11 protein-coding genes are annotated in these 12,673 nt (G+C 62.3%); all 11 read right to left on the reverse strand.

Annotated features, from left to right (window positions below; translation table 11 throughout):
• Positions 1–68: 68 nt before the first annotated feature.
• Complete coding sequence (locus ATY78_RS03345) at positions 69–3,044, reverse strand: NAD(P)-dependent oxidoreductase (RefSeq protein ID WP_088680932.1); 2,976 nt, start codon at positions 3,042–3,044, stop codon at positions 69–71.
• Positions 3,045–3,251: 207 nt separating this feature from the next.
• Positions 3,252–4,853, reverse strand: coding sequence for a M23 family metallopeptidase (locus tag ATY78_RS03350; protein WP_088680933.1), 1,602 nt, complete (start codon positions 4,851–4,853; stop codon positions 3,252–3,254).
• Between the two features lie 493 nt (positions 4,854–5,346).
• A complete protein-coding gene (locus ATY78_RS03360; protein WP_088680934.1) occupies positions 5,347–6,000 on the reverse strand; it encodes a protein-L-isoaspartate(D-aspartate) O-methyltransferase in 654 nt (217 codons plus the stop codon).
• On the reverse strand, positions 5,997–6,770 hold the full coding sequence (gene surE, locus ATY78_RS03365) for a 5'/3'-nucleotidase SurE (protein ID WP_088680935.1): 774 nt from the start codon (positions 6,768–6,770) through the stop codon (positions 5,997–5,999). Before surE ends, ATY78_RS03360 begins: the two co-directional genes overlap by 4 nt.
• A gap of 4 nt (positions 6,771–6,774) precedes the next feature.
• Positions 6,775–8,058: a serine--tRNA ligase gene (gene serS, locus ATY78_RS03370; protein WP_088680936.1), complete on the reverse strand. Its 1,284-nt coding sequence runs from the start codon at positions 8,056–8,058 to the stop codon at positions 6,775–6,777.
• Positions 8,059–8,147: 89 nt separating this feature from the next.
• A complete protein-coding gene (gene tatC / locus ATY78_RS03375) occupies positions 8,148–8,975 on the reverse strand; it encodes a twin-arginine translocase subunit TatC (protein WP_088680937.1) in 828 nt (275 codons plus the stop codon).
• On the reverse strand, positions 8,972–9,577 hold the full coding sequence (gene tatB, locus ATY78_RS03380) for a Sec-independent protein translocase protein TatB (RefSeq protein WP_088680938.1): 606 nt from the start codon (positions 9,575–9,577) through the stop codon (positions 8,972–8,974). Before tatB ends, tatC begins: the two co-directional genes overlap by 4 nt.
• 50 nt (positions 9,578–9,627) lie before the next feature.
• Positions 9,628–9,819, reverse strand: coding sequence for a twin-arginine translocase TatA/TatE family subunit (locus ATY78_RS03385; RefSeq protein ID WP_003538990.1), 192 nt, complete (start codon positions 9,817–9,819; stop codon positions 9,628–9,630).
• 181 nt (positions 9,820–10,000) lie between these two features.
• Positions 10,001–10,705, reverse strand: coding sequence for an SMC-Scp complex subunit ScpB (gene scpB, locus ATY78_RS03390; protein ID WP_088680939.1), 705 nt, complete (start codon positions 10,703–10,705; stop codon positions 10,001–10,003).
• On the reverse strand, positions 10,702–11,559 hold the full coding sequence (locus tag ATY78_RS03395) for a ScpA family protein (protein ID WP_088680940.1): 858 nt from the start codon (positions 11,557–11,559) through the stop codon (positions 10,702–10,704). The genes scpB and ATY78_RS03395 overlap by 4 nt, the downstream gene beginning before the upstream one ends.
• A gap of 18 nt (positions 11,560–11,577) precedes the next feature.
• Positions 11,578–12,591, reverse strand: a complete 1,014-nt coding sequence (gene nagZ, locus ATY78_RS03400) for a beta-N-acetylhexosaminidase (protein ID WP_088680941.1) — start codon at positions 12,589–12,591, stop codon at positions 11,578–11,580.
• Positions 12,592–12,673 lie beyond the last annotated feature (82 nt).

Here is a 12,673-nt window from a genome sequence, read left to right on the forward strand (position 1 = left end):
AGGCCTCGGGCATTGCAAGCAACACCCGAAGGCCGGAATGATCAGCGTTTATTCAACGCCGCCATGTTTTACTCTCCCGCCGGTCCGTAGAGCGCAAGCCGCTCGAGAAGGACTCGCTGCCGGCCAGCGCTTTCGACCAGCAGACCGGTGTAGCGGTCGACGATCCGGTCGCGGTGGTTCGGGTCGGAGACGGCGGAGAGCGCGCCGATAATGGCCGCGACCTTTTCAGATGTCTGCCGCAATTCGTCGAGCAGTGCAGACTTGTCGCCGATCTCGCCCACCACTCGCTTCGTCACCTTGCCGATTCCGGCTGGCGTGCGCCCGCCTACCGAGACGTACCCCTCGGGCAGATCGCCCTTGAGATTGGTGACGGACTTGAAGCGGATGACATCGAAGATCTGGTCGACCGCCTGCTTGGCGCCGGTCACACGCGAGGGATGATCGGTATCGGCGGCGGCGTGCGGCAGCAGTTCCAGCTTGCCCTTGTGGCGCTCTTCGAGCGGCAGATAGGGCAGCATCGGTCCGCTGAGCTTGCCCGTCGCGGCATCCTTGAAGAGGTCGGCGTCGATCGCTGCATGGGCGATCTTGCCGGAAGAAAGCGCTGCGTCGAGCGCACCGGCATCGACGACTTCGCCGCGGTCGTAATTGACCAGCACGGCGCCGTCCTTCATGGCGCCGAGAACCTTCGCATCGACGGTGCCGGCATTGGAGTAGATGCCGGTCGATGCGTCCAGCCGGCCGAGACCGATATGAACGGAGAGCACATCGGCACCGGTCGCTGCTTCGACGGGGCTTGCGGCATAGTCAAAACCTTCCGCCTGGATCCAGCGCTGGTGATGCTGGCGGGCGTAGATTGCCACCTTCATGCCGAAGGCCTTGGCGAGCTTGGCGACTTCGCGGCCGATATTGCCGTAGCCGAGGACGGCGATTTTCCGGCCCTCAAGCTTGGCGGTCGGGAAATCCTTGAGCTGGCGACCGGTATCGAAATCGCCACCGGCAACCATCTGATGCAGCCTGTCGACCGGCAGGTCGGGAACGACCTTGAGGATCGCCTTCACAGCCATCTGGGCGGTTGCCCGGCTGTTGATGCCGGGGGTGTTCATCAGCGGTGCCTCACCGCCTTCGCCGTTGCCTCCGCCCCAGGAGGCCGAACCCATGTTGCCGGTTCCCGCGCCGATACGCACGCCGCCGAGCGAGAAGACGGAAGCCTTCGGGATGAAGGTCGCCGCCGCGATCAAGGCGTCATACTGGCCCTTGTCCGTCTGCGGCAGGATTTCCGCCTCGGTGCTGAGATCGGGCTGATAGAAGAAATGGATGAGGCCCTTCTCCAGCGCCGAACCGTCGCCGATCGGGCCGACATGGAAGACACCACCCTTTTCCTCGATGTAGGCCCGGATTTCGCTGTGGTCGGGCTTGCCGTCCGCGCCGAGGCGCAGGCCGACCAGATCGGCGATCAGCACCTTGTAGGCGCGTTGCGCATCGTCCTTGCGGACCGCTGTTCCGGCGTTGCCGGGTGCGTCAAACGTGACGCCCTCTTTCGCAAGTTCCTCTTCGAGAACGACGATCTTGGCTCTGAGATAGGCATATTGCAGGTTTTCCAACAGCGCCACGACATCTGCCGGCTCGCGGATGCCGCCGACCCAGGCACGGTAGTCGCCAGGCGTTCCCGGGAACGCATTGACGTAGCGCGCCGCGTCGAGACCGGGCTCGAATTCGCCGTTCGGATGGGTGATGCCCTCGTAGCCGAGCAACTGCTTCGAGCGCGCAATGATGCGGGCGTGGATGGCGGGATCGGTGATGTCGGCATCCTCGATCTTCAGAAGCGTCACCGCAGCACCGCGCCGCTCGGCATCGGTAACGGTCAGCGACAGCAGCGGATGCGACTTCACCCACTCGTCGATCACCGCCCGATTGGCGGCGGAGCGCCGGTTGAGCTCGACAACCGAGCCGACCCGCGCTTCTGACTGCAGCAGGCCAAACGTGGTCTCGGCAAAGGCGAGCGCGCTGTAGGTGTTGATGACGCCGCCGAGCATACGGTCTTCCCCGGCATCGTAGAACGGCCCGGCATCCACGGAGCGTTTGGCTGAAAGCGGCTGGCGCGCATCGATCGGCGGCGCGATCTTCAGCTGGCGCGGGATCGCCCAGGCTGGGTCCTGCTGGTTCTTCTCGACAAGCGCCAGGGCATGCGGCGTGAAGGAGGCGACGAAATATCCGGAGATCCCACCGATCGCCTTCTGGAACGGCATGAACAGGCAGCATTTTGCCATTACCGCATCGACCAGCTCGGGCTCCCAGGGCATGGCGCCGAGCATCGACGTGGCGTCGAATACCGCATGGTGGTTTGCCGGATCGCGGTCGATCCAGTTCAGCAGCTCGTGGATTTCGCGGCTCGTATACGCATTGGCGCCGGTGGTCTCGTGGCCGACGCCGACGAAGATCGACACGCCGAGATCGGAGAGCTCGGCCGCCGTCGGGATCACACCTTCGGAGGCAGCAAAATGGATACGGCTTTCGCAGCCTTTTTCGGCGAAGCGCTGCATCTCGATCAGCTGCGTGGCCCAGGACTGACGGAAGAAGCCGGCCGCCCGGGACGGATCGCTTTCCGGGCGCGGCGTATCGACATAGACGCGCTGGTTGGCGTCGTTGGCATTCATCAGATGCTGGACGCAGACCGTATAGCCGCTGTGGCCGCCGCCGAGCCCCACCGCCATGCGGTTCGTCTTCGGGAAATGGAAGTAAGTGTGGATCGCCCGCATCATGTCGGTCAGGATTTTATCCGCCGGATAGCCGCGATGCATGCTGCGGGAAATCTCGGCGGTGGTGAATCCGCCGATATCGTTGCCCTTGTCGTCGAACTTGCGATAGGTCTTTTCGATCCAGGCATCGAAGGCGAGGCGCCGCAGCCGGCTGTCCACTTCGTCAGTGGTCGCATCCGTGATCGGGCCGACGCCGAAAAACGGGTTGGACGGCAGCTCAGGCGCACCCGAATTCGTCAGTCGGAGTGCTTCGAGACGCTGTTCCTGCATCTGGGCGATATTCGTCATGGGCTGCCTATCCGTTTTTAAAAAGGTCTAGGCATAGTGAATTGAACTTTTGGGAATGTAGACATCATATGCGCCGAACGTCAGGCAGAATGCGTCATCGGCCTCTTCCCAATGCCCGCAATGGGCGGATGCGACCGAAATTGCACTTCCCCAAATGACAAAAGCCCGGCGGATGGCCGGGCTTTTGCGCTTCCTGGTACGCTATACCTACTCCAGGAAAGTCATCGGATTGACCGGGGACGCGTCCTTGCGCACCTCGAAATGGACCTGTGGCTGCTTGACGTCGCCGCTCATGCCGGAGACGGCGACGGTCTGGCCGCGCTGGATCTTCTGGCCGCGGGCAACGCTCAGCGTATCGGCATTGCCGTAGACGGTGACGGTGCCGTCGTCGTGGCGGACGAGAACCGTATTGCCCAGTTCCTTCAAGCCGTTGCCGGCATAGATGACGACGCCGTTTTCGGCGGCCTTGATCGGCGTGCCCTGCGGCACCGAGATATCGATGCCGTCATTGCGGTTGCCGTTGACGTTGGCGCCATAGGCGGCAATCACCTGGCCGCGGACCGGCCAGCGGTATTTGCCGATGCCGGTCGATTCCGGGGCCGCGGAGCTCACGTCAGACTTCTTCTCGACATCGTCGACGGTCTGGGTGGCAGCCGGAGCCTTGTAAGGCGCGGGCTGAACGGAAGCCGTCTCCTGCTGGGCAGGCGTTGGCTGAGCCGGCTTCGCATCAACCTTCCCAGCCGGGATCGAAGCGGTCTTCATATTGTCGGCTGTGGCCGTCGGAATCTTCAGAGCCTGGCCGACGCGAAGCGAATTGGCCGACAGATTGTTGGCAGCCTTGAGATCATCGATATTGGTGCCGGTCGCCTTGGCGATCCTTGCCAGCGAATCCCCCTGCTTGACGACATAGCTGCCGGCAGGCGCCTTCGGATCCTTGCCGGCGCCGGCTGGAATCTTGCCGGTCGGATCGGCGCTCGCCATGGTCTTGTCGCGGGCGGAATTGGCGCCGGGAACGACGGCGACCTTCTGCTCCGGCGCCTTGGCAGGCTCCGGCATCTGGCCGGGCTTGGAAAGATCGGCTGCCTGCGACGCCGCCTTGGCGGCATTGCCGCCGTTGAGGGTCGGTATCAGGATCGCCTGACCAGGCTGGGCGGCAGATGCCGTCTTCAAGCCGTTGACGCGCAGGATTTCCTTTTCCGGAACACCGTAGCGTCTGGCGAGAGTAGCTGTGCTTTCACCCGGACGCAGCGTCACGGACGGGGCGTTTGTCCCCGACCAGCCGGAAACCTTCGGCGTCGTGCCCGTCGTCAGAGTATCAGGCGTTCCTTTCGGAGCGGCCGGAGCCACGAGGCGATGCTTTTCGGGCTGCGGAGAAGCCGGGAAAGGCTGGGCGAGCGCCACTTCCTTCTCCCGCTGGCGGGACGGCGCAACAGCCGTCGGGGCAGCAAGCTCGGACCGCTGCACCGAGACCGGCGCGGAAGCCATCCGTGCGCTTGAGTTCGACGTACGGATCGGATCGTAGCTCGGACGTGATGGATAAGACTGGCTCATCGCATCATTGCCGCCACCATAGCCCGGCTGGCTCGCAACGGCGGAGCCGCCGAGATCGGCGCGCGGCACCGGATCGCCCTGCGAGCCGCCGCTGCGCGGAATGGAACTGGTGGTGATCTGATCCTGCCCTGAGGAGGAAAACAAGCCGCCAAACCGTGTCACATCGGAACTGCAGCCTGTTGCGGCACTTGCAAGCAAGCCAACAACCAGAAGATTACTGGCCGACTTCCCGAACTTCGGCGAAAGACTGAAACGCATGACTCGACCCACTGAGAACGCAACCATTTGTGAGTCTATTAAAGCGCGTTAGTGTTACCACGCAGTTAAGATGCTGGAATCAGTGCGATATTTTTGAGAAGTTGCTAACCATAGCTTACGGGTAAAAAATCGCAGTGCTTAGAGCCTTTCCGGGTTAGATTGCACCATTCTGCCGGAGCAGGTTTTCGTCAGGGCAAAGGCGATTGGCGAAGGGCATACCTCCTGGTACGTCCGAGCCGATCGCCTTTGATCCTGGCGGAAACATGCCCGGCCCACCGGCCGCACCGCTTCGCCGTGGCGAAGCGATAAGTGCGTCCGGCGATTTTAGAGTCTTGCAGATTTGCCAGGCAAATCTGCGGGAGGGTTGGCTGAAACGGGTCGGCTGATCGGCCGGCCGGCTTGGCCGTAGATCTGGGCGACGACGCGCGCCGGCCGGTCGACCATCCGACTCCGTTTGAGCCAACAGAATGGTGCAATCTAACCCGGAAAGGCTCTAAAGCAGCGAGGCAAGGCGCGGAACGATCGGCAGATAAGGGGCTTCGAACAATTCCTCGCGTTCGAACCGGCTGCCGGTTTTCGTCAGCCGCACCATGCGGCACTCGTTTTCGGAAATCATCAGCGGCGCGATCATCGAACCGCCGGAAACGAGCTGATCGGTATAAAAGCGCGGCATAGAATTGAAGGCCGCCGTCACCAGAATGCGGTCGAAGGTGCCCTCCCCCTGCATGCCGGCGCTCCCGTCGGCATGGCGGATGACGACGTTGCGCAGGCTGAGCGATTCCATGCGCCGTTGCGCGGCTGATGTCAGCGTCTTGTAACGGTCGATGGACAGGACGCGCTCGGCGAGCCGGCCCATGACGGCGGCGGTGAAGCCGCTTCCGGTGCCGACTTCCAGGACACGCTGGCCCGGCTTGAGTTTCAGGTGATGCAGAATGCGGACGGCAAAATCGATGCCTTCGAGGAAGGAGCCGCATTCGATCGGTATCGTCCGGCTCGAATAGGCATCGTCGGAAAATTGCGCCGGCACGAAGAGCGAGCGCTGCGTCTGCTCGACCGCCGTCAGCAGGTCGAGGTCGGAGATGCCTTCGGCACGCAATCTGAGGACGAGCGCCGCAAAGCCCTCCTTCTCCGCCAGTCTTGCCGTCAAACCTGTGCTCCGTATCCCAATGCCCGCGCCACGCGGTCCGTCACGGAATAATCGGTCAGATCCAGTTTCAAAGGCGTTACCGAAATCTTGTTATGCTTCAAGGCGTGAATATCGGTGCCCTCGATAAAGGCGCCGGCGCGTTCGCCGAACTTCAGCCAGTAGTAAGGGAAACCCCGGCCATCGGAGCGGGCGTCGACCTGCAGATTGAAGGCAAGCTTGCCCTGCATGGTCACTTCGGCGCCATCGACGTCCTCGGGACGGCAGTTCGGGAAGTTCAGATTGAGGAAGGTGCCCTCCGGCAGGTCGAGCACCATCAGCTTTTCCAAAAGGGCCGGCGCATGCGTCTCGCAGACCTCCCACGGCACGATGCGCGCACCATCCTCGTAGAGATAGGCCTGGCTCAGCGCGAAGGAGCGCACGCCCTGCATCGTGCCCTCGATGGCGCCGGCGATCGTTCCGGAATAGGTCACGTCGTCGGCAACGTTCGAGCCGGAATTGACGCCGGAGAGAACGAGATCAGGCTTGATGTCCATCACCTGCTTGATGCCCATGATGACGCAATCGGTCGGCGTACCGCGCAAGGCGAAATGCTTGTCGGAAACCTTGCGCAGCCGAAGGGGCTCGGAAAGGCTCAGCGAATGAGCAAGGCCGCTCTGGTCGGTCTCGGGCGCAACGATCCAGACGTCGTCGGACAGTGTGCGCGCGATCCGCTCCAGCGCGGCGAGGCCTTCGGCATGAATGCCGTCGTCATTCGTAAGCAGGATGCGCATAACCTCAGGCCGCCCGTTCGATTCTGGTCAATCCGCCCATATAAGGCAGCAAAACGTCCGGAATCGTGACGGAACCATCCTCATTCAGATAATTTTCGAGGACGGCGATCAGGCAGCGGCCGACGGCGGTGCCGGAACCGTTCAGCGTGTGGACGAATTTATTGTTCTTGTCGTCCTTGCCGCGGTAGCGCGCATTCATCCGCCGGGCCTGGAAATCACCGCAGACCGAGCAGGAAGAGATTTCACGGAAGGCGTTCTGTCCCGGCAGCCAGACTTCGAGATCGTAGGTCTTGCGCGAGCCGAAGCCCATGTCGCCGGTGCAAAGGGTCATGGTGCGGAAATGCAGGCCGAGGCGCTTCAGCACCTCCTCGGCGCAGGCGGTCATGCGCTCATGCTCGGCAATGGCGCTTTCCGCATCGGTAATCGAGACGAGCTCGCACTTCCAGAACTGGTGCTGGCGGAGCATGCCGCGGGTGTCGCGGCCGGCGGAACCTGCTTCCGAGCGGAAGGACGGCGTCAAAGCCGTGAAACGCAGCGGCAGTTTCTCCTGATCGAGGATTTCCTCGCGCACCAGATTGGTGAGCGTCACCTCGGCCGTCGGAATGAGATAACGGCCATCCGTGGTCTTGAAGAGATCCTCTTCGAACTTCGGCAGATTACCGGTTCCAAACAGCGCCTCGGCGCGCACCATCAGCGGCGAACTGACTTCGGTATAGCCGTGTTCGCTGGTGTGGAGATCGATCATGAACTGGCCGAGAGCACGCTCAAGTCTGGCGATCTGTGCGGTCAGAACCGTGAAGCGCGAGCCGGAAAGCTTGGCGGCGCGCTCGAAATCCATGTAGCCGAGCGCCTCGCCGATTTCGAAGTGCTCTTTCGGCGTATGGTTCCAGCGCGGCTTTTCGCCGACGATGCGGGTAACGACATTGCCGTGCTCGTCCTTGCCGACCGGAACGTCGTCCAAGGGCACGTTCGGGATGCGCGAGAGTGCGTCGTTGAGCTCGGCAGAGAGCGCGCGCTCCTCCTCCTCGGCGGCCGGCAGCGTCTCCTTGATATCGGCGACCTCGGCCTTCAGCTTTTCGGCAAGCTCGGTGTTCTTCTGCGCCATGGCCGCGCCGATCTCCTTGGAGGCGGCGTTGCGGCGGGAGAGCAGATCCTGCGCCTTCTGCACGGCGGAGCGGCGCTTTTCATCGAGGGTGACGAGACTCTTGGCCAGAGGCTCCGCACCGCGCTTGGCAAGGGCGGCATCGAGCGCTTCGGGATTCTCACGGATCCATTTAATATCGAGCATCGTCGTTCCAACTCGTTGCAATAGAAATGACCGGCCGGAGAAACCGGCCGGACAGGAAACGGCAGACCTCAGGGAAAGTCCGGAACCGATCAGACACTGTCCGTCTTGGCGACGTCGGAGGAAGCCGAAGCCTCGTCAAGTGCCTGTTGGGAACGCTGACGCTCCACGAGTCGTGCCGCGTAGATGGAAATCTCGTAGAGAAGGATCGTCGGTATCGCAAGGCCGATCTGGGACATCGGATCGGGCGGTGTCAGGACCGCGGCCACGACGAAGGCGAGCACGATGGCGAATTTGCGCTTTTCGGCGAGCCATTGCGACGTGAGCAACCCGACGCGGGCAAGAAGCGTGGTGATCACGGGAAGCTGGAAGACGAGGCCGAAGGAAAAGACCAGCGTCATGATCAGGCTCAGATATTCCGAAACCTTCGGCAGGAGCGAGATTGCTACCTCATCATGGCCCGGCGCCTGCTGCATCGACAGGAAGAACCACATGACCATCGGCGTGAAGAAGAAATAGACGAGCGCCGCGCCCAGGAGGAACAAAATCGGGGAAGCGATCAGGAACGGCAGGAAGGCCGCCCGTTCATTCTTATAGAGGCCTGGGGCGACGAACTTGTAGATTTGCGCGGCGATGATCGGGAAAGCGATGACAAGGCCGCCGAACATCGCAACCTTCACCTGCGTGAAGAAGAATTCCTGCGGCGCGGTGTAGATGAGCTGCGCCTTCTCGACATCGAGATTGGCCCAGCTGACGGCCAGCTTGTAGGGATAGACCAGGTAATTGAAGATGTGCTTGGCGAAAAAGAAGCACACGATAAAGGCGATGAAGAACGCCCCGATCGACCACATCAGCCGCGTGCGCAGCTCCATCAGGTGCTCGATCAACGGCTGCGGCTTGTCTTCGATATCACCGCTCATGCCTCGTCCTTCTTCTCAGTCTGCGCCGGCGTCTTCGGCGTTGCGGGCTTCCTGGCCGCCGTCGTGCGTTTCGGCTTTTCCACGGGCACGGCAACCGCGGCAGCGGCATCGGCCTTATCGGCAGCCTTGGCGCGCGGCTTGCGCTGCGCCTTCGGCTTGGCGGCAACCGTATCGGCCTGGACGGCCGCTGCGGCGACGGGTTCCGGCGCCTGCACCAGCGGCGGCGTTTCCGGCAGGCTCATCGACGGCGTCGGAGCGGAAACGGCGGACGGCGGCACTTCGGTCTTGTTGTCAGGAGGCGTACTCGCCTTCTGCAGGTCCGCCTTGATCTCGTTGCCCATCTGGCGAAGGGGATTCATCGCCTCGCGCAGACTGTTGACCGGATTGAGCCTCTGGGCGTCACTGATCGTCTGGCGGACATCGTCAAGTTCGGCCTCGCGCAGCGCTTCGTCGAACTGCGCACGGAATTCACCCGCCACCTTGCGGGCACGCTGCGTCATCTTGCCGAAAGCGCGCAGCATCGGCGGCAAATCCTTGGGACCGACAACCACGATCAGTACGACCGCGATGACCAAAAGCTCGGTCCAGCCAATATCGAACATGCAAGGCTCCTGGACGGGAAGCGCGGGGGCTGCGCTTTTCCCGGACTTGGTTACTTCGTTTCGTCGGCCTTGTGATCGACGGTCTTCGCCGTATCAGGCGCATCTTCGTCCGTCATGCCCTTCTTGAAGCTCTTGATGCCCTTGGCGACGTCGCCCATCAGTTCCGGGATCTTGCCGCGACCGAACAACAACAGCACGATGACCAGAACGATCAGCCAGTGCCACATGCTAAAAGAACCCATTACGCTAACTCCCTGTTGTGATGTTCCCTAATGTAAGAATTTCCCACACCGTTTCCAACATCAAGCCCTTTGAACTGAGCTTAATGTCACGGTATCGCCCTTTGTGACAAGCCACAGACCCGCCGAAAAATGGTGAGCACCATTGTTTTCGCCATGCATGGCAAAAGCAAGACGAAGTCCTTCAATCTTCGGAGGTAGAGCGCGGGGCGAGCAACCCGAGTTCTTCGAGATCCATCTGGGTGATCGGGTCCTCGTCCTCGGTCAGCTCGTCGTTCATCAATGGCGAGGGAATATTGAAATTCGCCGGAATGCGGCCGGACAGCAGCCCCGCGCCCTTCAACTCTTCGAGACCGGGCAGATCGCGCAGCTCCTCGAGGCCGAAATGGTCGAGAAAGTCGCGCGTCGTGCCCAATGTCACCGGCCGGCCCGGCGTGCGCCTGCGGCCGCGAAAACGCACCCAGCCGGCTTCCATCAGCACGTCGAGCGTACCCCGCGAGGTCTGGACGCCGCGGATGTCCTCGATTTCGGCACGCGTCACCGGCTGGTGATAGGCGATGATCGCCAGCACTTCCAATGCCGCGCGCGAAAGCTTCTTCACTTCATTGTCGTCACGGCGGATAACGAAGGAAAGATCGGCGGCGGTGCGGAAGGCCCAGGCGCCCTCGACCTGGACGAGATTGACGCCACGCGGGGCATATTGCTCCTTCAGGCGCAGCATGATCGCGCGCACGTCCGCGCCCCTTGGCAGGCGCTCGGCGAGGAAGGCTTCGGAAACCGGCTGCGAAGAGGCGAAGACCAGCGCCTCGGCCGTGCGCTCGGCCTCGATCTCGGCCTGCAAGTCGCGGTATTCCCCTTCGAAATCCTCTTCGCTTTTCGGATCGATCAAGCCGGCCGCTCCTGTTCAACCACCTGCAGCGTGGCGTGCTTGGGGCCGCGACGCATGAAAATAGGCTGAAACGCCCCATCCTGGCGGATTTCCAGCTTGCCCTCCCGCACCAGCTCCAGCGAGGCGGCAAAGGCGCTGGCGATCGCCGTGACGCGTTCCTCCGGCCCTGCGAGATAACGCAGCAGATAATGCTCCATTGCCGTCCAGTCGCCGATCTCACCGATCATCTGGGTCAGCAATTCGCGGGCATCGGTCAACGACCAGACGTTGCGCCGCTCGATCGTCACCTGGGTGACAGCGTGACGCTGGCGCAGCGCCGCATAGGCGGTCAGGAGATCGTAGAGGCTCGCCGCGTAGGCGGATTGCTGCCGGTCGGGAATATGCTCCGGTGCGCCGCGGGCAAAGATATCGCGGCCGAGGCGGTTGCGGTTGACGAGACCTTCCGCCGCCTGGCGCATGGCTTCGAGGCGTTTCAGGCGAAAGGCGAGCGTTGCCGCCATTTCCTCGCCGGAAGGGCCGTCGTCCTTGATCTGCTGGGGTATCAGCAGGCGCGACTTGAGATAGGCAAGCCAGGCCGCCATGACGAGATAATCGGCGGCAAGCTCGATGCGGATGCGCCGGGCGCTTTCGACGAACTGCAGATATTGCTCGGCGAGCGCCAGCACCGAAATGCGCGACAGGTCGACCTTCTGGTTGCGGGCAAGATAGAGCAACAGATCGAGCGGGCCTTCGAAGCCGGCGACGTCGATCACCAGCGCCGGCTCGTGGCTGGCGCGCTCGGTGCCGTTATCCTGCCACAGCTTGTCCATCGGCGTTGCCGCCTGCGGACGTTCCGTGCCCTTGACCGTGTTCACTCAACTGCTCCCTTACGATCAGACCGTCGCAAACATCGCCTCGAACTCCGCCCTCGTTTCCGCTTCATCCGTCCCATCCGGCGCCGTGAAGCCTGCCTCCACCGCCTTTGCGCGGGCAAGCGACTGGCCAGCGAGTGGCGGAACATTTGCCACGACTTCCAGCATCTCGTCCATCTTGCCATTGCAATGCAGCACGATATCGCATCCGCCTGCAATAATATTCGCCGCACGTTGACCGATCGTGCCCGAAAGTGCGTTCATCGAACTGTCGTCGGAAAGCAGCAGACCGTCGAAACCGATATGCTCGCGGATGACGCCGTCGACGACCTTGCGTGAGGTCGTCGCCGGATTATCCGGATCGATAGCGGTAAAGACGAGATGGCAGGTCATCGCCATCAGCTCGTCCTTCATCGCGATGAAGGGCGGAAAATCGTGGGCCTCCAGCTCATCGCGCGAGACCGTGACGACGGGCAGTTCCAGATGCGAATCCGCAAAGCCGCGACCGTGGCCGGGCATATGCTTCATCACAGGCAGCAGGCCGCCTGCCTTCAGCCCTTCGGCGGCCGCGCGGCCCATGGCGATAACAATCCCGGGATCGCCGCCATAGGCGCGGTCGCCGATGACGTTACTGCTGCCCTCGACCGGCACATCGAGCACCGGCAGGCAATCGACATTGATGCCGAGGTTCAAAAGGTCGAAAGCGTGCAGGCGCGACATCAACCAGGCGGCGCGAAGCCCGAGCGCCGGATCGCGGCGATAGAGATCGCCGAGCGCCTGGCCGGAAGGATAACGGGAGAGAATGGGCGGGCGGATGCGCTGGACGCGACCGCCCTCCTGGTCGATCAGCACCGGTGCATGCCAGCCGACGCTGTCGCGCAGTTCGGCGACAAGATCGGAAATCTGCCCCGCTTCGGAGATGTTGCGCCCGAAGAGGATGAAGCCCCAGGGGCGCTCGCCCCGGTAAAGGGCTTTCTCTTCGGATGTGAGGGCAAGGCCGCTGCAGCCAAGGATCATCGCTTTTGATTCGGTCATGTGAGAATCATAGACCCGGTCCCGCCAAATGCGAGCAAGGTCACGCGCGATGCACAAAAAAGAGCGGCGGACCAATCCGGTC

The sequence above is a fragment of the Rhizobium sp. R635 genome (genome assembly GCF_002211285.1).
Taxonomy (GTDB): domain Bacteria; phylum Pseudomonadota; class Alphaproteobacteria; order Rhizobiales; family Rhizobiaceae; genus Rhizobium.